The 25,361-nt window shown below is 40.3% G+C and carries 20 protein-coding genes; 13 read left to right on the plus strand and 7 right to left on the minus strand.

Annotated elements, in window-relative coordinates:
- Positions 1-17 precede the first annotated feature (17 nt).
- The 8 genes from D7Z94_RS09535 (at position 18) to D7Z94_RS09580 (ending at position 10,577) form a co-directional block, all read left to right on the plus strand.
- Positions 18-875: a sulfite exporter TauE/SafE family protein gene (locus tag D7Z94_RS09535; RefSeq protein ID WP_120711331.1), complete on the plus strand. Its 858-nt coding sequence runs from the start codon at positions 18-20 to the stop codon at positions 873-875.
- A gap of 794 nt (positions 876-1,669) precedes the next feature.
- Positions 1,670-3,106 (plus strand): CotH kinase family protein, encoded by a 1,437-nt coding sequence (locus D7Z94_RS09550; RefSeq protein WP_120711334.1) that lies wholly within the window; start codon positions 1,670-1,672, stop codon positions 3,104-3,106.
- A gap of 504 nt (positions 3,107-3,610) precedes the next feature.
- A complete protein-coding gene (gene fabD, locus D7Z94_RS09555) occupies positions 3,611-4,486 on the plus strand; it encodes an ACP S-malonyltransferase (protein ID WP_120711335.1) in 876 nt (291 codons plus the stop codon).
- Positions 4,487-4,734: 248 nt separating this feature from the next.
- Entirely contained in the window at positions 4,735-6,423 is a 1,689-nt protein-coding gene (locus tag D7Z94_RS09560) for a leucine-rich repeat domain-containing protein (protein ID WP_120711336.1), read from the plus strand.
- 276 nt (positions 6,424-6,699) lie between these two features.
- The gene (locus D7Z94_RS09565) at positions 6,700-7,302 is read left to right on the plus strand and encodes a 2'-5' RNA ligase family protein (protein WP_120711337.1); all 603 of its coding nucleotides are present in this window, start codon (positions 6,700-6,702) and stop codon (positions 7,300-7,302) included.
- Between the two features lie 236 nt (positions 7,303-7,538).
- Positions 7,539-7,829, plus strand: a complete 291-nt coding sequence (locus D7Z94_RS09570) for a hypothetical protein (protein WP_147415864.1) — start codon at positions 7,539-7,541, stop codon at positions 7,827-7,829.
- Complete coding sequence (locus D7Z94_RS09575; protein ID WP_120711339.1) at positions 7,822-9,354, plus strand: FAD-dependent oxidoreductase; 1,533 nt, start codon at positions 7,822-7,824, stop codon at positions 9,352-9,354. Before D7Z94_RS09570 ends, D7Z94_RS09575 begins: the two co-directional genes overlap by 8 nt.
- Positions 9,355-9,644: 290 nt before the next feature.
- Entirely contained in the window at positions 9,645-10,577 is a 933-nt protein-coding gene (locus tag D7Z94_RS09580) for a hypothetical protein (protein WP_120711340.1), read from the plus strand.
- A gap of 219 nt (positions 10,578-10,796) precedes the next feature.
- On the opposite strand, the gene D7Z94_RS09585 is transcribed toward D7Z94_RS09580, so the two are convergent.
- Positions 10,797-11,621 (minus strand): dienelactone hydrolase family protein, encoded by an 825-nt coding sequence (locus D7Z94_RS09585; RefSeq protein ID WP_120712006.1) that lies wholly within the window; start codon positions 11,619-11,621, stop codon positions 10,797-10,799.
- 383 nt (positions 11,622-12,004) lie between these two features.
- Here D7Z94_RS09585 and D7Z94_RS09590 point away from each other — a divergent pair, with 383 nt between their 5' ends.
- Complete coding sequence (locus D7Z94_RS09590) at positions 12,005-12,778, plus strand: 3-keto-disaccharide hydrolase (protein WP_120711341.1); 774 nt, start codon at positions 12,005-12,007, stop codon at positions 12,776-12,778.
- Between the two features lie 13 nt (positions 12,779-12,791).
- Here D7Z94_RS09590 and D7Z94_RS09595 read toward each other — a convergent pair whose 3' ends face one another.
- Positions 12,792-15,014 (minus strand): S9 family peptidase, encoded by a 2,223-nt coding sequence (locus D7Z94_RS09595; protein WP_120711342.1) that lies wholly within the window; start codon positions 15,012-15,014, stop codon positions 12,792-12,794.
- 765 nt (positions 15,015-15,779) lie between these two features.
- Between D7Z94_RS09595 and D7Z94_RS09605 the strand changes: the two genes are divergently transcribed.
- A complete protein-coding gene (locus tag D7Z94_RS09605; RefSeq protein WP_120711344.1) occupies positions 15,780-16,397 on the plus strand; it encodes a hypothetical protein in 618 nt (205 codons plus the stop codon).
- 205 nt (positions 16,398-16,602) lie between these two features.
- Positions 16,603-18,114 (plus strand): PQQ-dependent sugar dehydrogenase, encoded by a 1,512-nt coding sequence (locus D7Z94_RS09610; protein WP_120711345.1) that lies wholly within the window; start codon positions 16,603-16,605, stop codon positions 18,112-18,114.
- Between the two features lie 71 nt (positions 18,115-18,185).
- Here D7Z94_RS09610 and D7Z94_RS09615 read toward each other — a convergent pair whose 3' ends face one another.
- From D7Z94_RS09615 to D7Z94_RS25630, 5 genes are all read right to left on the minus strand, one after another.
- Complete coding sequence (locus D7Z94_RS09615; protein WP_120711346.1) at positions 18,186-19,292, minus strand: Acg family FMN-binding oxidoreductase; 1,107 nt, start codon at positions 19,290-19,292, stop codon at positions 18,186-18,188.
- A gap of 12 nt (positions 19,293-19,304) precedes the next feature.
- Positions 19,305-19,856, minus strand: coding sequence for a hypothetical protein (locus D7Z94_RS09620; RefSeq protein ID WP_147415865.1), 552 nt, complete (start codon positions 19,854-19,856; stop codon positions 19,305-19,307).
- A gap of 212 nt (positions 19,857-20,068) precedes the next feature.
- Positions 20,069-20,710: a DUF3313 domain-containing protein gene (locus D7Z94_RS09625; RefSeq protein WP_120711348.1), complete on the minus strand. Its 642-nt coding sequence runs from the start codon at positions 20,708-20,710 to the stop codon at positions 20,069-20,071.
- Positions 20,711-20,932: 222 nt separating this feature from the next.
- Positions 20,933-21,505, minus strand: coding sequence for a Crp/Fnr family transcriptional regulator (locus tag D7Z94_RS09630; RefSeq protein ID WP_158594616.1), 573 nt, complete (start codon positions 21,503-21,505; stop codon positions 20,933-20,935).
- Positions 21,506-21,528: 23 nt separating this feature from the next.
- Positions 21,529-21,795, minus strand: coding sequence for a hypothetical protein (locus D7Z94_RS25630; protein WP_158594617.1), 267 nt, complete (start codon positions 21,793-21,795; stop codon positions 21,529-21,531).
- Positions 21,796-22,186: 391 nt separating this feature from the next.
- Between D7Z94_RS25630 and D7Z94_RS09635 the strand changes: the two genes are divergently transcribed.
- Together D7Z94_RS09635 and D7Z94_RS09640 are read left to right on the plus strand one after the other, a co-directional pair.
- On the plus strand, positions 22,187-24,022 hold the full coding sequence (locus D7Z94_RS09635) for a phytoene desaturase family protein (RefSeq protein ID WP_120711350.1): 1,836 nt from the start codon (positions 22,187-22,189) through the stop codon (positions 24,020-24,022).
- Between the two features lie 53 nt (positions 24,023-24,075).
- A complete protein-coding gene (locus D7Z94_RS09640; protein ID WP_120711351.1) occupies positions 24,076-24,990 on the plus strand; it encodes an alpha/beta hydrolase family protein in 915 nt (304 codons plus the stop codon).
- Positions 24,991-25,361 lie beyond the last annotated feature (371 nt).

Here is a 25,361-nt window from a genome sequence, read left to right on the forward strand (position 1 = left end):
TTTCTTAGAAAATAGGTATGATTACGATAATTTGGGTTTCATTGGCTGGTCTAGCGGTCTGGTTCATCGTTGTTTTGACAAGGGACTTCCTAGCACATAGAAACACACTAGAAAACAGCAGTTGGTTAAAAACATCGATCATTGGCTTTGTTGTCAACTTTTTTGATGTACTCGGCATTGGTGCATTTGCCCCACAGACGGCTCTTCTAAAGTTTACCAAACAGACCAAGGACAAACAGATTCCGGGAACGATGAACGTGGCGAACACCCTTCCTGTGCTTTTACAAGCCTTGATTTTTATTACCATTATAGAAGTAGAGCCCATAACATTGGTTTTGATGCTCATCTCTGCTGCTTTAGGGGCCGTTTTGGGCGCAGGGGTAGTGGCTAAATTGTCCGAAAAAAAGATTCAGTTGGTCATGGGCTTTGCCTTATTGGTAACGGCATTTTTTATGTTGGCCACCAATATGGAATGGATACAAGGCGGGGGAGAGGCCATAGGACTCCAAAAAGAAAAACTGGCAATTGCCGTTGTTGCCAACTTTGTTTTGGGCGCTTTGATGACCGCCGGTATCGGATTATATGCTCCCTGTATGGCCTTGGTCTTCGCTTTGGGCATGTCGCCCAAAGTGGCTTTTCCGATCATGATGGGTTCCTGTGCTTTCCTTATGCCTCCAGCTTCGGTACGATTTATCCGAGAAAAAGCCTATAACCGAAAGGCCGCCATTGCTATGGCGATTCCCGGTGTGGTGGCCGTATGCATAGCCGCTTTTATTATAAAGTCGTTGCCATTGGATGTGTTGAGATGGGTAGTAATTGGGGTGATATTGTACACATCAGGAGTGATGTTATATGAAGGATTTGCTAAGAACTAACCCCAATTCCTATGGGTTCTAGGCAATAATTTTTGTTAAAGTTCGCCTCCGTCAAAAACCCAAAATTAGAATCAAGAACTAGTCTTTCAGGTTCGGAATCCGCAGGAAAAGTAAACGTGTTCGATTCTTCATGGAACATGGTTCTTAATGGGAAACGCAATTCAATACCAACGCGATGATTCACTGAAATACCCACAAGAATAAGGTTTGCCAATACCAAAACTCATTTGAAGCTCTGGAACAGCATAAAAACCATGGGATAGTTTGTGAACAAATACCCTTTTTCTTAGATCGGAAAAGAGAGCGCAAAGAAATTCAGTTTACCTACTCAAAATCAGATGTTTGTAGCGGTTTTTTCAAAGGATATGCCTTTTGAGCCATGAACTCTTAAAGTGGCGTAAAGTAGGTCCAATCCAGCAGATATAGCACTGATTCATTTTGAAAAAGATGCTGGAGCCATAAAGTTTTTTTGGCATTTTTTTAACGCAACTGGTCACAAGTTTATAAAGCCAATCACATCTAAATCTAACAAACACCTAAAAATTTTAGATATGATCAGAAACACATTTAGAAGAGTAGTACTCATTTTTCGGGATGGCTTTTTTTTCAAACCATTCCTTTGGCAGAATCCTACGGAGAAGAAATACAAGCGCCCAACTTTTTTTGGAGATAGGCAATCAAAATGATGGATATCCATTGAATGGCTTCATCATTGAAGAGAAACTAAAACGGGCTTCAAAACCAAAACGAAGTTCAAAAAATAAACTTAGAAAGAACTTAAAAGATAGTACTAGATGAAAATAATTAAAAATGGTATCAACTTACTTTTTGTGGTATTCATGTCTTGCACTTCAATGCTAACATTTAATTCGTGTAGTGAAGATGATTCTTCTATAACTACGAACCCGGACGAAGCCGCTGACGAAAACGAAGTTACAGATGATGTGAATTTTGAAGCAACGGACTGGACGACGCAGACACACAGCAATGATGCAGATCCAAATTTTGATGAAGTATTTGAGGACAATGCCGTAAAAAGACTAGATATAGTTATCACCGAGGACCGGTGGCAAAGTATGCTAGATGATATGACCGGTCTGTATGGAACCTTTGGAGCGGGCGGAGGACCCGGTAGTGGTGATTTTGCCGAAGAAGACCCCATTTTTGTGCCCGCTGAGGTATTTTATGAAGATAAGCAATGGTATAGAGTAGGTGTGCGTTTTAAAGGGAATTCAAGCTTGCAATCAAGTTGGCAAAACGGAATTCTAAAATTATCGTTTAAACTGGATTTTGATGAATTTGAAGATGATTATCCTCAAATAGACAACCAACGTTTTTATGGTTTTAAAAAATTGAGCCTTAAAAATAATTTTGATGACAAATCGATGCTACGTGAAAAAGTAGCAGCTGATGTGTTTAGGAGCGCCGGTCTAGTAGGTTCGCATACGGCTTTTTACACCCTTTATGTAGATTATGGCGATGGACCATTATATTTTGGACTGTACACCCTGGTCGAAGAGGTGGATGATACGGTCATCGATACGCAATTTTCAGATAACGATGGAAATTTATACAAACCAGATGGTGATGCGGCAAGTTTTGCGGAGGGGACTTACAATGAAGACGAATATGTAAAGAAAACCAATGAAGATGAAGCAGATTTTTCAGATGTTGAAAGCTTATTGGCAATCTTACATGATGACTTAAGGACTACAGATTCGAGTACCTGGAGAACAAATTTAGAAGCAGTTTTTGATACAGACGTATTCCTAAAATACTTAGCGGTGAATACGGTAATTCAAAATTGGGATACCTATGGAAGAATGACACATAATTATTTCTTATACAATAATCCGGATACAGGTAAGCTAACTTGGATCCCTTGGGATAATAATGAAGCCCTACAACATGGTAAGATGGGAGGATCTCTCCCGTTAGACTTTTCCGGGTTAAATACATCCGAATGGCCGCTAATTGGTTATTTGTATCAAGATGAAGTCTATAAGGCACAATATGACGCATACCTTCAAGAGGTTATAGATGGTGCTTTTAATTCAAGTACAATGCAATCAATGTATGCCACATATTCAGCTTTAATTGAGCCTTATGCAATTAGCGAAGTTTCAGGATATACTTTTTTAAATTCTAGCTCAGATTTTCAAGTGGCCGTAAATGAGTTGAATGCACATGTTTTAGAACGAGCAACAGCAGTAAGTAATTATTTGAATTGATGTAAGGATAAGGTTAAAATAATTTAGGTTGGGTTAGTTTGTAGTTGGTTTTAAATGGCTTCGTAAAAGATTACGAAGCCATTTAACTTTTGTTAGCAAAACGAATATTAAGGCATTTTCAGGATAGGTTTAGGTAAAATGGTAGTAGCGCTCTTGGCCATTTGGCACTGGTCTCGTATTAGTCAAGGCTCTTTCCTATGCTTAGCGGAGAACCCTAAAACAGGATAATAGCATGCTGTCCAGATTGGTTTCATTAGTAGTGTTGAAGATTTGATAGTCCAAAAAAGTTCCGTCAACAAAGATGTTGTTATCCTAAGAGTAAAATGTTATCCTAAACCATAAAGTTTTAAAAGAAATGGAGTTTGAAAAATATCAGCGAAATGTACTTTACCGATTATATGAGTTCTTGATGGGGATACTATTGGTTTACTAGCGAATAAAGTGTTTATTTTAATATCGATTCTTATCTAGGTCGAATAAAATTACTAACAATTTTCTGTATCTATGCATGCATACCTATTTCCTGGTCAAGGTGCTCAATTTCCCGGTATGGGAAAAAATATGTTTGAAAAATCCAAATTGGCCCAAGACTATTTCGAAAGGGCCAATGCTATTTTGGGATTTTCAATTACCGATGTAATGTTTGAAGGGTCTTCCAAAGATTTGAAACAGACAAAGTATGCCCAGCCCGCAATTTTCTTGCATTCATTTATTCGAGCAAAAACCATGGGCAAAGATTTTAGTCCAGATATGGTGGCCGGGCACTCTTTAGGTGAGATATCCGCCTTGGCAGCTGTTGGATCTTTAGATTTTGAATCGGCCCTAAAACTTATTTCCAGACGTGCCTTGGCCATGCAAAAAGTTTGTGAAATTGAAAATACGGGCATGGCCGTTGTGGTAGGGCTATTTGATGTTATTGTCAAGGATATTTGCAAACACGTGGACGGCATAGTCGTACCTGCCAATTATAATGCACTTCATCAAGTAGTCATCTCAGGTGAAAAGAAAGCACTTAAAGAAGCTTGTGACAAATTAAGACCAGGTGCCAAGGGAGTGGTAGACTTACCGGTAAGTGGCGCTTTTCATTCTCCTTTTATGGAACCCATAGTGGAGGAATTTAGCTCTGCCGTAGAAGAAACGGAATTCAAAAAACCTATTTGCCCCATTTATCAGAATATCGCGGGTCGTCCAAGCGATAGCATAGCATTGATAAAGAAAAATTTGATCGATCAGTTGACACACCCTGTCATGTGGAGACATACCATCCTACATATGGTAGAAGATGGAGCAACCGAATTCACGGAAGTTGGTCCCGGAAATTTTTTGAGAGGACTCGTTCGCCAAATCGACAAAAATGTAGAGGTTTGCGGAATATCGTAAACGAACAAACACTTTTCTGACTATTTTTATCTTAATGGAATTCCCCCTCTGATTAGTACAAAACAGGCACTATTGCATCTTCCTAATTTTTGCCTAACATGTACTATACTATTTTTTGCTGCGTTATACTTTTGCATTGGAAAATAGCAACACATTAAGGCAAGCAAAAAATATCCCATTTAGGCTAAAGAATCTTAGCACATTCATTTTTCAGTAAAGATGACAGATTTAATATAACCAGTTGTTCCATGAAAAAAACGTTCCTCCTATTACTTTTTTCCATAATTTTCATTTCATGTTCTTCCGACAACGATGATCCAGATGTATGGGGAGGTGATTCATCCGGAGCAAAGGGAAAACACGCATTTAGTATTGATTTTAAGGACATAGCGCCGAACACATCGTTAAAGAAAAGCTCTAAGAGTTTTGTTCCTGCTTTCGCGCTTATCAGTATTGCTGATGATAATGGGAATACAATTCTTACCCAAGAAAAAATTGCAGTACAAAAAGTAGGTGAAAAGTACACAACGGATGAAATTACTTTAAACACGGGAACCTACAATCTTACAGAATTTATAGTTACCGATGTTGATAATGCTGTTATTTCCGTGGTCCCGAAAACAAATTCGGATCTATCATCACTTGCGGAAAAAACACTTCCATTTAGTATCAAGGTGGAGACGGACAAGTCCAATATTACTACAACGGATAATATTGGTGCCGAAGGTTTTAAGCCTGTCGATTTCGGTTATCCCTTATTGAGTTTGACCTTCCCAAAGTCTACGGATTTCTTCAGTTTGACCATAGACGAATCTACATCAATTACTACCAAGACTATGGTCTTGAAATCAATTACAGCATCAAGTTATGAAGTTGATTGGGGAGATGGTACCGTTGAACAGTATTTGTCCACCAAAAGTGATACTGAGGAGGAAAATGAACTAATGCATACCTATTCCGAAGAAAATGTGTATACCGTAAACATCAGTGGGGCCATTGGGGTTATCGAAGATTTTAGTTTTTATAGTAACGATCAAGAAGGATATCCACTTCAAAGCAATATCGTTACAGCCGACATAGGCGAATTGGCGTTGTTAAAAAAATGTCATATCTATACTGGAAGGCTTTCAATGCTAGATACCTCAAAAAATTTGGCATTGGAAACCTTATCATTGGGATATAACCAAATTACCAGCCTTGACCTTACAAACAACCCAAAATTAATAACTGCTTGGTTGAGGTACAATCAGTTAACGGATCTGGATGTTTCCAAAAACTTAAATTTGGAATACCTATGGGTAACGGGAAATCAAATTTCCGCTTTGGATATCTCTAATAATACCAAATTGGAATATTTTCTAGCAAGAGAAAATCAATTGACCAGTTTAAACCTCACCAACAATTTGGAGCTCATATTATTAGACTTAAGTGATAACTTATTACCAGGTTTGGACGTTTCAAGTAATAGCAGTTTGGAAGAAATGAATGTGGGGAGGAATGAACTGACGGAAATCGATCTTTCAAAGAACATTAACCTGAAACGTATAGATCTATATGGTAATCAAATCACTACTATTGATCTTTCCTCGAATCTGATTTTAAGAGATTTGTATATCGACGATAATTCACTGAACAATATCGATTTGTCCAATAATCCGGAAGTAGAGCGCTTGTTTCTTGGGAATAATAATTTAAGTAGCCTGGATATTACGAATAACCCCAAAATCTTTAGTTTCGGGATAAGGGGGAATCAATTTAGCGGTTCCCAATTGGATCAGATAATAACGTATATCCATGAGCAAGCTGTGTTAAATTCAATTATGAATGGGTATATGGAGTTCAATAATAATCCAGGATTTGAAGAAATCGATCCAACCACAACCGATAAAGTAAGCGAACTAGAGGAAACGTATGGCTGGTTTTTTAACAATTTTTAAGGGAAACCTGAATGCCCAGGCCATTTTGGTTTACTTCATTTTGCCCCACATTACCTCTATTATTGTATTACGACTCAATTTGCGTCATTAGAAGCAGAATGCTCTATACTTTTACAATAAGACCAAGTTTGCTATATTTATAAAGACCTAATCCTAAATGGAGGTCTTGGGTATACGATCTTTCGAAATCGCAATAGGTTGTTGTGTTACCGATGTTCAGTTACAATCTTTGTAATTGGTCATAGCCTAAGTCCACAGGCCATATGTTTCTATGCCATGAAGCAATTACGATTACCCCTCTTTACGTCCAAAATAAAGTATTATAATCTCAGGATTGTACCCCCGGACCTTGTTTTTGAAAATGTAACGGCACTTAAAAAACAATTTGAATTCACCTTTGGAAAGCAACCCCTATCTAGATCCAAGCCCCACATTACGATAGCAAGCTTTAAAATGAATTCAAAATACCAAGACCTGCTCATACAGGTTTTCGACCAATTGTCTCAACGGGAGACTTTCAAATTACACATAGATGGATTCGATGTTTTTGAAAGTTCCAAAACATTGTATTTAAAAGTTCCAAAGAAAGATGCATTAACTACACTACATGGAGACCTCCAAGTTTTGTATGATAAACACTTAAAAGGAAGGGTGAGATCATTCGCTATTTCGGAAAACCCGCATATGACTATTTCCAAGACCAGGGGAAAGAAAATGCTCTATCAAAGTCTACACCATTTTCAGAACAGGGGGTATTCAAGGCAAATTGACGTAGACCATCTCACCTTGGTTTCAAGGTCAAAATACAGGACTTGGGAGGAACAACATGAAATTAGATTCGATTCATCGAAAGGCATAGGAGACTTTCTGAAGTATTAGGGGAGTTGCGTTGACAGGTATTTTGGCTTCATATCCAACTGCCAAAATTTTCAAAGAACCTTCTGCTTTAAAGATTATTATTACTGAAAAATTCCTTTATAAAAGGCAGCAACATCACGCTTTGTGAGATACGTGAATACGGTTCCAAAAAATTTCCAGCAATAAACAAACACTGCTTTCGCATTCCGAAAATGCCTTCGCCGAGCGGAGTCACAGGATAAGGAAACAGTTATGAAATGGGGTTTTCTATTTATAATCGTTACATTAGTTACGTGATTTCCCGTAGAGCTTTTATAAATTTTTGCGGTTTTTTTTTGGTCTTTACACCCTTTTTAGGATGTTTCGCCGAAGGAAAAGAAACTGATGTGATTTGGTTCCTTTCTGAACAGGATATTATGGGAATTGGAAAATCATATTCCTCCAATTCATTTACTACGATTGATGCCGAGATAGTGCTCATTAACGGTTGGGTCTTAACATTGGCCGAAGCCGAAATTTGTAAAAAGAAATTTTTGGAAAGTGCATAAAGACCTCGGAGCGTTATCAAAACCTACCATTGAAAAATGTGATTTATGCATTGTTGGCGCAGGAGCTGCGGGCATCAGTATGGCTATGGATTGGCTTAACCAAGGCGAAAAAGTTGTGTTATTGGAAGCTGGAGGCTTTGAATTTGAAACTGAGACCCAAGCTTTAAACCAAGGAACAAACATAGGGCAACGTTATTATTCCTTGACGGCCACACGCCTGCGGTTTTTTGGGGGCACAACCGGTCATTGGGGTGGTTATTGTACCCCGTTAGATCCCATCGATTTCGAAACAAGGCCTTACGTCCCCAATTCCGGATGGCCAATCGATTACGACGAATTTGCCTCTTTTTTACCTCGAGCAAGTAAACTGGTAGAAATTGACGACCGAACGTGGAATCTTGAGGATTATATTGCGAACAAGAAGGACTATGTGTCCTTGGATTTAAATTCTAGAGTTTTCTATTCCAAATTGTTTAAGTTTTCACCGCCAACCCGTTTCGGTACAAAATACCGAAAAGCCCTAGTGGATTCCAATTCCATTACGGTATATACGCATGCAAATCTCACTAGGATTAACTTACATGAATCAGGACAATTCGTAAAAGATGTTGAAGCCCAAAGTTTAAATGGCAATGTATTGACCGTTAATGCAAGACATTATGTTTTAGCCATGGGTGCCGTTCAGAACGCGCGCATGTTGTTGGCCAACAACCAGCAACAAAAAGCTGGAATAGGAAATGCGTATGATCAGGTAGGGCGATATTTTATGGAACATCCTGAAGTAAAGGCAGGGCACATTTTTCTAAAACGGCCACAATCCATGAAACTGTATTTCTTCGACTATATGAAAATAAAGATGTATAGTGAATTGGCGATAGCTTCGTCTGCCCAGCGAGCTCACGGCATTCTGAATATGACGACTGCCTTGTTCCCAAAAGAACTCTCAGGAGATTGGGCATGGATCAACAAATTGCCCAAGGATGGAAAGCAGAGCTATGATTTTTGGATGAAAGCAGAAAAGAATACACTGTCAAGAGCTCCAAGCGATGTGGATACCAAAAAATACACTGCTTATCAAATGCAAATACGGATGGAGCAATCCCCCAATCCCAATTCACGGATTACACTTGGAGATAAAAGGGACAAGCTGGGCACTCCCCAACCTTTGATCAATTGGCAGTTGACCGAACTGGAACGAAATTCCATACGGGGTATGAATATGGTTTTGGGTAAAGAATTGATAGAATCCGGTATTGGTAGACTGCATGCCCCACCTTGGGTTTTCGATACTTCCTTGGAATGGCCCAATACCCTTGGCGGAGGCTGGCATCACATGGGTACGACCAGAATGCATAACGACCCTAAAAAAGGGGTAGTGGATGCCCATTGTACGGTACATGGTATGGACAACTTACATATAGCTGGCTCATCTTGTTTTACAACTGCTGGAGCAGCAAACCCTACCTTGTCCCTTATTGCCCTGACGCTTAGGTTAAGTAAACGTTTAAAGGAGCTTTTGGCGTGACTTTCCCTTCCCTATAGTTAATTGTACAAAAACCCTAGAATTTCTAAGGTTTTTCTATAGATAATTCTAGATATTATTTTCTATATTTATGTACGCCAAGACATTCACTTCATACATTTTACTTCCCCAAAACAAAATACCCGCGTATTGCTATGTACATGGTTTACCATAGCGGTAAGCATTATAACGGTACCTGGCGTAGGGTAGTGGATTTCACAATGTGCTTATATCATGCTCTTGGCCATAAGCTGCATTTTAATATTGTCATAACAAACCTTAAAACCGACATCATGTCCTCAGAAAAAAAAGAAAACTTGTTCAAAACCAGCATCACCCCGGAATTTGATGCCTTGACGAAAAAATTTGTTCAAAATGTTCATCGGTATGCTTCAAATGAGCTTAGCTTACAGCACGAGCTTTTTGCAGATCGACCGATTTCTACGGAAAAATTACAGGCCCTGACCAAAAGAGCCGTAAGAGCAGCTCTTCCTGAGCTTATGGATATTAAACTTATCAAAGGCTTTTTAAAAAAGCTAAACGGTTCGATACCTTGCAATTCCTTAGAATTTCAAAGAAGGTTGGCAAATTCCCCTGTACGGGGACCAGAAGAAGATATCGTATTTTTATTGGTATATGGAGCAAAACATGGACTTAAGAATCGAGACTTCAATGCCGTACCGATCCAGGCCATTGGTTTTAATTTTATCTCCGATCCTACATTGGAAACCACTAGATTGACAAGTTTTAACATGATTATGCCCATTAAGGCTGAGCGTGCCTATTTATTTTCCAGCAGCGCTTCACAGCGTATTGGTGATTCCCACCTTCAACATGTGGTCGATACTGGGGGAACGTTACAACAAGGAGCGGGCCTTGCCCACGAAGCCATTGAATTGCTTAAGGAACTCTTCGCCTGTTTTAGGGACTTGTTCAAAACAATTAGGGAAGCTCTTTTAGGAGGGGATAAGGATGATATTGAAGAAGCCATTGATGACGTTAAGGATGCCATGGACGATTTAAAGGACGATATTGAGGATTTGGATGAGGATATCGAAGATTTGGATGAGGATATTGAGGAAGAGGAGGACAATGAGGACAAGGCGGAACTAAGGGAAGAACGTAGCGAAAAACGGAGGGAGCGCCGTGTTAAAAAAAGAGCTTTGGATAAACTCGAGGAGGCTCTGGAAAGCTTGGAGGATGCCCAACGCACTCTAAAAGATTAGAGACCGTACAATCTAATTTTTAGGATACAGCATGTTCAAGTAAGGAGGTGTTCTCAACAATTTTAGCCTACTCCGGCTTAATGCATGAACTACTTAAGCTTTAGACAGTAATACAAGTTTAACAATCACTGCATTGATCACAAATGTAATGTTGCAAAAACTCAAAAAAAGATTCTATTTAACAAAGTCAACAATCAATTCAATTGAAACTGGAATTGTCTAAAACGCCTCTGAAAAAAGCTGTTGTAAACTTGCCCAGGATTTCTCATCTGCATCGGCGTCATATACCAGTGGTAAATTAAATTTCTTCCCATTGGCATCGGCTTCCTTACTGGTGAAACTATGTTTTACGCCTGGGTATGATAAATAGGTGTAGTCGGCATTGATCGAGTCTAGTGCACCTTTAAAGGCCACTACAGATTCTGGATTTATAAAAGGATCATCCGCTCCATTGCAGACCAAAACCTTGGCCTTAAGCCTATCGTTGGGCATTACGGGAAGTTGGACCCCACTATGGAAGGCCGCAACTGCATCTAAATCTGCCCCGGAATTGGCCATGGTCAGGACCACACTACCTCCAAAACAGTAACCTACGGCTCCAATTTTTTCTCCATCTACGGAAGAGTGGGATTTTAATAGATCCATAGCCGCATTAAAACGGGCCGTGGCCTCAGGCAGATTGGTCATAACACTCATAGCAAACTTTCCTGCGTCATCGGGATGACCGGCTAGTTTCCCATCACCGTACATATCAACGGCCAGTGCAGTGTACCCAAGTTCAGCCAACATATCCGCACGTCGGCGTACATAATCATTATGTCCCCACCATTCGTGGACAATTAATACGCCGGGACGCTTTTCGTTAGAATTCATATCATAGGCAATATATCCCTTTAGATTGGTTGAATCGGTAGCATAGGCCACCTCTTTTCCTTGAACCTTAATAGGAAGTTCTTCGGAAGCTTTCTTGGACTCGGTTTTAGATTTGCAGGATCCGAGGACTACTAAACCAACAATAAGCAAAAGGTGCATATAATTTTTCATTTTCACATAATTTAAGTACATCTAAAGATAATCAATCAAATGTTGAAATTCCGATTAAAGATATTTGAGTATTAATCGATTGGTTACTTCCTGAAAATTTCCCTTCAAATCTTCTTTAAAAAGGGAATAATACTTATCCTTACGGCATTTATGAAGCAATGATGCCTTTTTTTGACAGAATTATGACGATTATCTTTTAATTTTCCTATCCTGAGTCGAATATTTCTAACGGCAAAGTTAAGATTCAAAAAAAAACATTGGTTGTTTCCATTCGACCGCAATCTTCCGTATTTTTCCCGACTATTGATACGAATTACATTGTTTATCTTAAAAAGATGTGCTTCTATACCAGAATACTACGTACACTATTACACAACTAAAAAATGGCTCAAAATTCCCTTTTTATTTTACTGATAGCACTGCTCATCGGCGTCTCTTGTGAGACTGACAAGAAAAAGAAGTTCCAGATATTACGTTCCAAGGAGCTGACCATTAAGAACAGGGTTCACAATCAGTTGCTCGATATAGAAAAAGAGCAGGGTTGGGAATTGCTTTTTGATGGTAAAACCCTTAATGGGTGGCATCTTTACAATAAACCGGACTCAACCCGGTTTTCGGCATGGGAAGTACAAGAGGGCCGTATTTTTTGTAATGCCACCGATGAAACCAAAGTTTTTGGGGATTTAGTGACCGATAAGGAATTTGAAAACTATGAACTGGTGTTTGACTGGCAGATGGCAATCAGGGGAAACGGAGGTGTTTTTGTCAATGTACAGGAGTTACCGGAATACAAGGCTACCTATGAGACGGGACCTGAATATCAACTACTGGAGCCTGAACATATGGATACTAAAACTCCGATGAAAAGGCCGGGTTGTCTGTGGGGACTATCACCTCAATTGAACCAAGTTGAGGCCAAACCTACCGGGCAATGGAATACCGCAAGAATCGTTCAACAAGAGGGAAAGATTCAATTCTACCTCAACGGTGTGCTGACCGCGGAAGAAGATTTGACTTCAAAAGATTGGCTTACCAAAATTAACGCATCGGGTTTTAAGGACGCACCTGGTTTCGGTAAAGCTACCCAAGGGAAGATTGCGCTACAGAACTGGTATTTTGAGGCTTGGTTCCGCAATCTGAAAATCCGGGAGCTATAGCAAATTCCACCAATCACTTGTTTAAGTTCATGACGCGTTTCCAGTACCTTGCCATGGTTTTCCTTAGGTGCAAGGTAGTATTCTCGCGCTCGTTTATACGATGGGACCGCATGGGGTAGGACATCATATCAAACATTTTGTTGTGTTTGATGAGTTCATTGGTCAATCGTTCAAAACTCTGATAGTGTACATTGTCGTCTGCGGTTCCATGTATGATCATGAGATTCCCTTTCAATTTTTTGGCGTGGGTTATGGGTGAGCCCGCTATGTAATTCGCTTCATTGTCCTCCAATAGGCCCATGTACCGCTCTTGATAAATATTGTCATACAGTCTTTGATCGGCCACAAAGGCCACAGCTAATCCCGAATTGTAGATTTCCGGATATCTGAACAAGCAATTCATGGTCATTTGACCGCCACCGCTCCAGCCCCAAATACCTACTTTCTCGGTATCGATAAAAGGGTAGGTTTTGAATATTTGTTTCGCTGCAGCAGCTTGATCCTTTGCCGCTAAAATTCCTATCTGACCATAAATGGATTTCCGCCAATCCCGACCCCTGGGCGTCTTGGTTCCCCTGTTATCAATGCTAACGACAACATAGCCCTGTTGCCCGAGATAATGATGCCATAAATCCCCTCCTTGCCAGGCATCTTGAACCGTGGATCCCGCCGGTTCCCCATAGACATAAAAGATAATAGGGTATTTTTTTTCAGGTTTAAAATTAGCGGGCTTGATCATCCAAGCATCCAATACCACCTGGTCTATATCAATTTTAATGAACTCCTTGGGTGTTAACCCTAACGTATTTATCGTATTTGCCAATGCTGCATTGTCCTCCAGGACTCGGATCGATTTATGCTTCTGTAAATTGATCAAGGAGACCACATTTGGAGTAGTTGCATTTTGGAATGTATGAATGGCGAACTTGGCATCCGCCGAAATTTGATAGGCATGTTGCCCCAATTGATGTTTGGGACTGACCCGCTCCGGAGCACTGTTGCCATCGATCTTACTTCGATATAAATAGCGTTGAGTATAATTATCGGGTGAGGCAATGTAGTACACATAGCCTCCTTTTGGATCGATGCAATTGATCCGAACCACGTCCATATTTCCCTGGGTAATGGTACGCCATTGTTTCCCATCCCGGGACACTTTGTACAGGTGTAACCACCCATCCTTTTCGCTGGTCCAGGTGAAAAATTCCCCGTTCTCCAACCACATAATGTTGTCATGTATATCCAACCAGGCATCGTCCTTGTCGGTAAAAATCGTATGAAGCTCCATGCTTTTTGTATCCCCGATCCAAACCGTATTAGAGTTCTGCCTCCTATTTAATTGTTGGATCATTACTTCATCGGAATTGGGAATAAAATCCATCCGGGCCAAATAGTTATTTATGGGATCACCGGGAATAGCAAACCATTGGGTATCACCACCATTGGCATTAACGACTCCCACTTTGACCTCGGAATTTTTAGTGCCTACTTTAGGGTACGGAAGCGGAAGCGGCTTGGAATAAATGGAGTCCACATTATTGATCATATAAAATGTACCGATGTTCTTTGTATTGGACTGCCAATAGGCGATTCGTTCCCCGTCCGGACTCCATCGAAAACCATCCCTACACGACAATTCTTCCTCATAGACCCAATCAAAAGTACCATTGATAATCGTCTCATTACCATCAAATGTAATTTGGGTGGTTTGGCCGGATTCCAGATTATCGACATAAATATTGTTCTTGCTAACGTAGCCGACCCTTGAGGCGTCCGGTGAAAACTTGGCGAACATTAGGGAACTGGATTCCATGGATTTCCCCAGTTGCTTTAACAAACCCGATGCCAAATCCAAAACCCAATAATCCCCTCGGGTATGGTAGCGCCAAACCTTTCGCGTATTGGTGAAAATCAATAATTTTGAATTATCCAATGACCATTCGTAATTCCGAATGGGCAAGGGTGCTGATTCCCCAGATGGTATTAACTTTTCTGCCGACACCAATACAGACCTTTTTCCCGATTTTGCCTCATAACGAATGATATCGTTTCCACCTAATTCCGGGTTTCTCTCCAAGGTGGAATAGCCGGTATTGTCCTTCATCCACCGTACGGGTCCATATCCCTTGGCAGCATATGTGCCGTGGGTATACATATCCTCAAGTTTTAGGGTTTCCTGGGAAGGGGCAGAAAATGCAAGTAGCAAAAAAAATAGGAGGAATAGAACGGGTTTCATGCTTATGATTTTTGGTAGTACCCCAAAATAACCAAAAAATAGGGGAAATGAGACCGACCTCCAATTTTTCGTCTTGGAATACTAACGAAGGACGGTAGGTTGTTTTACAAAGCATAGGCGGACAAGGTGGTGGAGGCCAGTTTATCATTCTATTTGATGAGCTAAATCTGATGATTGTGGTTACAACTCATGATGGCAATAACAATACCCTGCAACTTACCGCAGAGCGTATTCTGTCCGCAATTATCAAATAATCTAAATGTTTTACTGGGGGGTAAGTCTTTTTCCGAAGTATAAGAACAGTTTCCGTGAATAATTTTGGAAGCCTTGGAGAAAATTTAGGAAACAGTGATGGTTTTGGTTAAGCCAAAAATACCTGCGGAAAAAGTGCCTTTTCTTTTGGTTCATTTTCTTTGGGCAAGCAAAGAAAATGAACAATACCGATTTGTAATGGGCCTGAGCCAGTGCACAGAAATTTGTCCTACAAATTTTTGTACTGTTGTGACCGGCGGCTTAATCATCACAGAAATAAACCTGACTAATTTTTCCAGTAGTAAGGGATTTCAATTAGAGACAATAGATTCAGCTTTCCTAGTTGCATACCATAAGGCATATAAACCGGCAGGCTGATGTATGAAATGGCCTATTTGCCAAAAAGAGGCAAGCTTTTCTTTTAGTTACCCCAAAATTGGGTTGAAATACAGTATTGTCGGGGATTATGGTATACCATTTGGTGTTGTATGTAGCGTACTAAAAACCAATTAAATGAATAGGATTTTCAAAAGGCAAATGCTAGTGGTTATTCTTCTTTGTGCTATCTATCCATTGACCGCACAGAAAAAATCGTTCCATACTGGATATATTATTGCACAGAATGGGGATACCATCCCAGGGCTCGTTAAGGACCGGTCGCCGGAACCCTTTGTTTCCCTGTTCAACAAGATCCGATTTAAGGAGGCGGGTAGATCACGCACCAAAAAGTATGGGCCAAACGATATTTTGGGGTACGGGTATCAGGGCCAGCATTTTGTATCGATGCCGTTTCAGGAGGAAAGTACCTTCTTTAAGTTTCGATATTATACGGATAAGACGGCACCGAGCGTATTTTTGAAAGTGATACGCCAATCGGAGGGGCTTATCTATTTTGAATATCTTTTTGTCCATGATGACAATTCCTACCTGGATGCCTTTCCCTTATTTTACAGACCCGGAGATCCGGAAATGGTTCGGGTGACCCAAGGCATTTTTGGATTTAAAAAGAAACAGCTTGCGACTTATTTTTCAGATTGTCCCGCATTGACAGAAGAACTCTTTGCGGATAAAACAGCTATTCGAACAGTTCCTGAGCTTTATGAGTTTTGCTTAGTACATTGTATTCCATAAATAACTGGAAAACAAAAAGAAAATGAAGTTAACGAATACCCTTTCGTCATCCCAACCCCATACTTTATTCGTATATAGTACGTTACATTATATAGAACGCGGATGTACTTGTTGTCTGTGGTCATGTTGGGGATGAACATGAATTTGCTACTACACAAGCTAGTAAATCCAGTAAAAGCGCTCCAACAATTTAAAATGGAATACTATGGCCCAAATCACCCCAAATCCGTTTTCTCAGATAACTTTCAAACTAAAGCATACCTATAAAGGGTTGAAGACCATAACGCAATTTGTTGGGCTGTTTTTTTTGTCCCTGCTGTTGGGCTGTAACAATTCGGAAGATGCCGAGTCGCCCGAAGAAGGAATGAATCCAGGCAATGAAATTGTGGATTTGGAAGGAGTTGCCCTTACGTATAGAAATCAATGTGGCGGTTGCCATGGTCAGGACCTGGGCTCCTTTGTGGAACGCGAATGGACCTATGGGAATTCCCTGGAAGAGGTGATACATTCCATAACGGATGGGTATGCAGACAATGGTATGCCCGCTTACGGATCGGCTTTGGGCGCCCAGGAAATCGAGGATCTGACCAACTATATCCTTACCGAGATCGATGGAAAGACCAAAGCGATGTTGGAGGAGGACAACCCCGATTTGTCCGGTTTGATCGCATCCGATGACCTGACCTTCCGATTGGAGACCCTAAACGATGAAATTCCCGGCATTCCTTGGGGGTTGGAACAATTGCCCAATGGCGAAATTTTGGTGACCGAGCGTGGGGGAAGGCTGTTTTTGGTAGGGAATGATAAGCAATTGACAGAAATCACCGGTGTCCCGGATGTGGCTTCGCAAGGGCAGGGGGGCTTGTTGGACGTGCTTATACATCCCGATTTTGAAAACAATGCATGGGTCTATCTTTCCTATTCCCGGGTCAATCCCAATAATTCCTCCGAGCGGACCACCGCTGTGGTAAGGGCTAGGCTTCAGGGCAACAGCTTGGTTGAAGTGGAGAATATCTTTACGGCACTGCCGTATCTCAATAGTGGGCAACATTTTGGTTCAAGACTGGTATTTGACAGCAATGGTTACTTATATGTTTCTGTCGGAGATCGCGGAAACAGGGATGTGTACCCTCAGGAATTGGACAATGCTATCGGAAAAATACACCGTATCCAAGACGACGGTCAAATTCCTATAGACAACCCTTTTTATAATACACCCGGAGCGGTCAATTCAATTTTCACCTATGGCACACGTAATCCTCAAGGAATGAGCCTGCACCCAGAAACCGGAGCGGTTTGGGAAGGCGAGCATGGGCCTCAGGGAGGTGATGAAATCAATATTTTGGAAGCAGGGAACAACAATGGTTGGCCTGTGATTTCATACGGTATCAATTATGATGGCAGCACATTTACGGACCTCACGGAATTGAATGGTATGGAACAGCCCGTATATCACTGGACCCCTTCCATTGCGCCTTGTGGAATGACATTTGTGTCCAGCGATTTTTATGGAAACTGGAAAAATGATTTGTTCGTCAGCTCGCTCAAATTCGAATACCTCCATCGTTTAAAGATGAATGGCAATGCGGTTGTAGGCCATGAAACGCTATTGGAGGGTATAGGCAGGGTACGTGACGCACAAATGGGTATAGACGGTTATTTGTACATTGTGGTAGAGGGCCCCGGTAGATTGATACGCCTGGTGCCTGAGCAATAGTACCCCACTTTGTTTGAGGTTGGATGTTATGTTTTGTAACTGACCTCTAATCCATGAAATCATGAATCTACCTAAATAATCACTTGGTCCAATGGCCTTCTTACAGACTTTGGTAGCCTAGGGCCATAACCAAAACGTACCAACAAATCTGTTCGTCTTTCTCCAATATTTAAATAGTTTGCCAATTGTTTTCGTACTTCCGGAACTTCCACGGCCTGATTAACAAAGGAATGTTGTAATCTCAGTGCGGTAGCCTGAAGGGCAAAACGTTGGTAACTTCTTCCCGCATTTATCCAATGCTCTATATCGTCTTTTTCAGAGATAAAGGCAATTACCCCCGCAGCCGTCCTTAATTGATCCCTATATTTTTCATTCTCAATTTTTTCCGTGAACGCAAGGTCAAACAACCGGCTGCCCAACCAATCGGGGAAAGTTGGATTGCCGGAAGTCGCCGTAAAAAGTCCATCTCCATATTTCATGGCAGTAGCTGGGTTAAATCGCAACCAATCCTTGAGTTCTTTAACAAATGCATGGTCCTGCATTTGATTTGTATTTCCTGCAACCACATACTCGAGAATCGTTTCCATATCATTTTCGCTTGTAAATATTCGGGTTGATATTCCATCATATCCACTAGTGGCCTCTAGGATCTTGAGCTTGTGTGATGATACCTTCTTGCCATTATAGGCAACTCTTGTACACTGTCTTCTTGGTATCGCTTGGAACAGTTCGGACTTGACAGATGGAATCTGATCAAAATCTATTCGAATGACTTCTTCGGCCTTATCATTGACCGTAATGTTTGCAAACAACCCCAGTGCAATTGCCGCATGTGCTATATTTTCAGCAGCACATCCCAGGCTAGCATAAAGATGATGGTCATCCGGATCAACAGCCAGACAGCGCCTTTTAAAATCAGGAAGTATAGTTATTCTCTGGTTTCCAATTTTGAATAGCCAAGGTTGAGTGTTATGACTGTTGGCAGCTAAAGTGCCATATCTAACCAGTTCTTCCATCACTTTATCACTTGATAGGGATACAGTATTCGTATGCCGCCACGTATCAGCTACACGTTGCTCGTATTTATCGGATTGATAGTTACTATGTATTTGGTAAGCCAATCCACCTGCGGCAACTGTGCCTATTCCCGCTATGACAATAAATTTTCGCCTTTTCATTTCTGGATATCTTTAAAAATGCCATCCAAGTTTTAATGAAATTTCAGGAGTAAATAACGGTGTTTCAAATATGCTGGAATCAACCGGTACGTCCTTATCTCCCGCGACCCTAAGATGCGCCGCTGCCCAAGGATTCAAATAAAAGTTCTTGTGAAATTTCCACACATACCCACCACCTAGGGTAAATACCGTGTTATTGTAATCGGCAGTTTCCAATTCTGCATCAGTTTGTATTTTGCTATCCCAATATTCCAAGCCCGTTCCTACCCACCAACCTTTCAACTCGGGTTTAAAAAAGTAGTCTACTATTACTGCATATGCTTGTAGCTCATTGTTGGTAAAACCATCTTCGACAAAAAAATCGGGCATTTCAAGGTTTGCTACAACCACTCGATATCTAAAATGATTGTGACCAACCCATACAGAGCCATAGTATCCCCCTGTTAGATAGGGTAACGCATCCAATTCGAAACCAACGGTTGTTTCTTTTACTTGCTGATTATTGAATTGTCCGTAAGTCATACACAGCACTGACAAGAAAAAAAGTAACGTTAGCCTTTTCATGATTTCCAAGTTTTTAATTATCCAAGGTATTTTTTAAGACAATGATCTACAATGATTTGCATCAGTTGAAAAGAACGTTTATTGTAGAAAGAGCCCAACTATTTTCAGGCCACCTAGCCACTTATCGGTAAGCCAGGGGAGCAACAGTGTTACCGCCTCCGCCGTATTGAAATTTCATCGTTTCAATTTGCCTTACTTCGAGGAAGATCCATTTATGGATTGGTATCAAGTGCAATTCTCAACTCTTTGGCCCAACCATCAAAAGCAGCTCTAGTATAACCCATTCTCGAAAAGGCTCGTGGTTTAAAAGGGCTACCCATTTTCTTGTCCACCATAGTGGCTATAACTTCATTAGTTTCTGAATCCAGAAATTCTACTTCAATTACGGCCCCACCCATATCGATAGGGAAAAACGCCACTGCCATGGCTGGATAATTAATGGCCGGACTTGCTGGGATTATTTCGGTTATGGCTGTTCTAATCCTTAAAACATCCGGGCCAGGTGTAATGACGATAGGATACTCATTGGCCAGTTTTTTCTCAACAGCATTTCGAAAGTAGTCGGTTAGTTTCTTTTCTTTTTCCGGATCTATTTTCTTACCCTTCGCTTCTGTATGGTAATACAAAATGACAGGGTCAAGTATAATCTTCCGGTATTGGCTCCAATTAAAGTCTTTCTTTTCCCACCATTGCATACTTCGGTCCCCATTTTGATCCGCCCGAAGCCTAGAGTAGTCTTCCAGAAAACCAGAATTGGAAGGTGATTTGGTAGCCGTACAGCTAACAAGAATGATCATAAAGATAAACGACAGCGCCTTGGCCATCAGATTCATGGATTTTTGTAATTTTTTCATCGGTCAAAAGTTTTACTACATTAAATTCAAGAGCAAAACTAGAGTGTATTTCGCCCAATTTCATTGACAATTGTTAAGAAATCATTTGGATGAGTTTGCCCAGAAATCTGGTTGAATTCGGTAGGCATGAGCTGTTAAAATTACTTTACTTTCAATCCGGTCCTCTCCTTTTTAAGGCCCGTTAGTAAGGTAATAGCTCTTTTGTAATTTGATCTCATTGGATCATTGTGTAAGGCTACGACGTATTCTGCTTAGAGATTCCGGTTTTATTCCCAGATATGTGGCAATGTGGTATTGAGGGATTCTTTCTAATATTTTCGAACTGTGCTTCATTACATAGAGGTATCGCTCTCGATTGTCCATGGTTTGAAAAATGGTTCTCCCCTTTGCCATCTTCATCAATCCTTCTTCAAGTAGCAATCGACCTATTCTTTCCATTTTGGAATACTTTTCATAAAGATGGTATAAACGTTCCTTGGATATCACCAGCAGGTGGGTAGGTTCATTGGCAATAATATCAATATCTGCCGGAGTCTCGGTTAGAAAACTTTGCAGGTAGGCGACAAATTCTCCTTCAAAAGCAAAATCAATAGCAATATGGTCTCCTTCCGGACTTGTCTGTAAATAGATTAAAGACCCTTTTTCGACATAGGCTATTTGGCGACATACTCTGCCATTGGTAAGGAATCTTCCCTTCTTCTTAAGCGTAACGGGCTTAAAATGAGATATGATATCCTCCACTTCCTGATCGGAAAAACTAGAGAGTTGTAACAAGGTATCCTTCAGTGTTTCCATAATTGGCAAGTTAACGAAATGAATCAAGTATAAATACATGATATACTGTCTACAAGACCTTCCAAAATACTGCCGTTAGCTTTTGCAGCAAGCTGACGAGAAGCTTGTGAAAAATTTAGAGAAGTTTTAATCCAAAAATGCAGCCGCCTCAACTCGCTCAAAATTTCAAAGTTTCTCAAGCCTTGAAATTTATGCCGTGGCGCTGGCCAAGTGGCTGAGAAATGCCAAGCATTTACAAATACCGATAAAATACAATGAGTAATTGCGTATAAAAATAAATGCTTGGGCATTTTCTTTATGTAAACTCAATTGGCATTTGAACGATAACAGCAACTCTCTTGTACATAATTATGGACGTTATAGTTCAAGCCAAAGCTTGTAACTGTAAATGGTAAATTAAAAAGTACAATTTGATTTTAAGCCCAAAAAACGTTCCTTATATGGAACTTTCAAAAACTACGATTTATTCAAAGGCTTGCCATCGGCAAACAAGACATTCACAAAAGGTCAATCGTACTGATTTTCATCATTTCATAGTTGATTTTTCGATGGTACTTTCGACTGATCCGTAGCATATCACGGAAAACTTTATCCCATTCTTCCCAGTTCTCCCATTTGATATTATACAACGTCAAACCGGTTGCCTACCTAACAGTCGGATTGTACACTAAATAAAATACTATGAAATATAATACGATTATCATCGGAGGCGGTTTAGCCGGATTGACTGCAGAAGCTACGCTCTCAAAATTTGGTAAGAAAGTCCTTTTATTAGAGCAGCACCACAAACCTGGCGGCTGTGCAACCACATTTAAGCGAGGAGATTTTATCATTGAAGTCGGCTTGCACGAAATGAGTGGACTGACCGAAAATGGCTCAATTACCAGTATTTTCAAAATGCTCGAAGTAGATAAGAATGTTCAATTTGAAAAAGTGCCAGAGTTCTATGGGGTGGTTTCCGGTAACGAAGATTTTGTGATGCCACATGGATATGATGCAGCCACCAAAGCATTAATAGATAAATATCCTGAAGATGAAAAAGGTATCAAACGTTTTATGAAGTTGATTGCGCGAACAAGAAAGGAAGCGGTCAGTTTACCTCGTTCACCACTAAAACAAAAATTAATTTATCCATTGATGCCCTTACTTTATCCTAGCCTAGTAAAGGCAACTAGGCATACCGTTGGATCTTGGTTGGATAAGTACATTACCAATGAAAATGCAAAACTTGACATCATAGCACATATCGTTTATTGGGGAGATGATCCCTATACACTATCAATGTTTTACTTTGCCACACCATTTTCAGGCTTTATTGAAAATAGTGGTCACTTTATAAAAGGCGGATCACAACAGCTTTCTAATTACCTTGCTTCCTATATCGAAAAAAATGGCGGCAGTGTTCTATTAGGTAAAAGAGTTGAGAAAATCATTACCCATAATGGCAAAGCGACCGGAATCACTTTCCGTGATAGTTTTAATGAGAACTCAAAACCTACCACCATTTCATGTGATAATGTTGTAGCTAATTGTGCTATTCCTACAGTACCGTTGATGCTAGATGAACCGTATTCTGCACAGCTTCAACAAAAAATCAGTTCAAAAACCAGTTCATGTTCACTATTATGCATGTATCTCGGGTTTAAGACTGATGTAGAAAAATTTGGTGTAAAATACTACTCAAATGTTTTTCAAGGAGATGATGTATCTACTTTAAGAGATATTAAAAACAACCACCATGGTGATTGGTTTAAACGCAGATTTATTTTTGTAGACTATGGTAAAGTGGATTCCCAACTGGCACCACCTGATAAATCTGAAGGTGTAATTTGTGCCGTTGATTACATTGAAGATTGGGAAAATCTGAATGAAGAAGATTACAACGCAAAAAAAGAAAAGGTAGCGCAAATTTTATTGCAGCGATTGGAAAGGCAGTTTCCCGGAATTCGAAATAGTATTGAGTACTACGAGGTCTCTACTTCCAAAACAATTCAATGCTACACCTCGAATCCTTCTGGATCAGTCTACGGTTATGCCCAGATCAAAGGACAAACAGGGTCCAAGCGATTTCGGAATAATTTCTTAATTCCCAATTTGTATTTCGCATCAGCTTGGGCATTTCCAGGTGGTGGTTTTGAAGGTTCCATTCAAGGGGGCTTTTTGGCCGCGTTACAGATGAATAAAGACAAAATTTGGTCAGAATGTGATAATGAAAAGTATTCTGATGACAGAGTTGTTGAGCTCAGGGAACGCAAAATAGTAGACGACAAAACGCTGGAACTAAGTTTTGTAAAACCGGCTGGTTTTCAAAACCAAAACGGAGAGCATGTTATTCTCAACCTTTTAAACCCGAAAGTGACCGAGCTGGACTTGCCCTATCGTTGGCTTCCTATCGTTTCTAATGTAGAGGACAAATACCTGGGGTTTCATATTGAATGGGATGGAAGCAATTTCTATAAGAGTTGTGAGCAGATTGACATTGGTGATGAGGCAATCGTTTTTGGGCCGATGTTATGAACAATCCGCAGAAAGATAGAAGATATGTTATGAATAACTGATAATTTATAGAAATGAGAAAGAGAAAGATAATACTATCGGCTGTTTTGATTTTTGTTGTTTTCCTACTTTTACCATTGATCTTCAATAAAAAAGGATATCAACACTTTGAGGCACCCAGTTTGTCTGATATCGATTATTCTGAAGTTTTTTTTACAAACGAAGGAGATGATTTGAAACTGGCTGGAATGTTAATGGTACCCGAAGGTGAGGGGCCATTTCCTACTGCTGTTATTATTCAAGGTTCGGGACCGAGTTTTCGAGATAATGGGTGGTACTTGTCCGTAGTAAAACATCTTCAAGATAATGGTATTGCCGTAATAATTCCAGACAAAAGAGGTTGTGAAAAATCTGAAGGAGAATGGATTGGTGCAAGTTTTAACGAATTAGCGACCGACGCCATAAGTGCAATAGAGTATATAAAGACCCAAGATCGTTTTGAACATGCTCATATCGGACTTGTCGGTATGAGTCAAGGAGGCTGGATTGCTCCGGTTGCTGCAACAAAGTCAAAAGATGTTTCGTTCATCGCAAGTTTATCCGGTGCTACGGTTAGTACTGATGAACAACTACTACACGAAGAGGTTTATAACATTTCAGAATACACTTATCCATTTATTGCTAAGATGATAGCACCGACGACTACAAATAGAATAAAGAAAATGCCTCATTTCAGCGCCTTTGCGGGTTTTGATCCAATACCTTATCTAAAGAAGGTAGATGTACCCGTTCTTTTCGCTTTTGGTGAGGGTGATAAAAATGTTCCCGTTACTGCATCTATTGAACGTCTAGAGAAAAATGGTTTAAATGACTTTGAAGTCATAACATATCCGAAAGGAGGTCATGCGATCATGGATGTTAAATCAAATACGGTTAGTAAGAGGTGTCTGAATGATCTGGCCACATTTATCAATGGTTTAGTTTTCTAGCGCTAAATAACATACTATGAATGGGGCAATTTTTTTCTCAGGTAAATATGGTAGTACAGAACAATATGTGAAATGGATTGGCGAAGCCAAGCAGAAGATACATTGAGGTTTGAGTCAGAAATACTTATGAACCAATTTGTACTATAATGTTCTGCGCCCGCCTGCCCGCCTCTGGCGGATAACTTGAGCTTTGACGGCATAAAAATGGAAGGCCTGGCAGGCCTTCCATTTTTTGCGCGAGTTGTAGCGCTGGCCGGAGAGAACCAAAGGTTACTTCACTAAAATTTCCCGAAAAGCTCTTCTAAAATCTTTTTTAAAAAGGTAATGAAACCGAGGTACGAGGTTCACGAGCACCTGTTCATAAATTAAAA

This window comes from Ulvibacterium marinum (assembly GCF_003626755.1).
GTDB lineage: Bacteria > Bacteroidota > Bacteroidia > Flavobacteriales > Flavobacteriaceae > Ulvibacterium > Ulvibacterium marinum.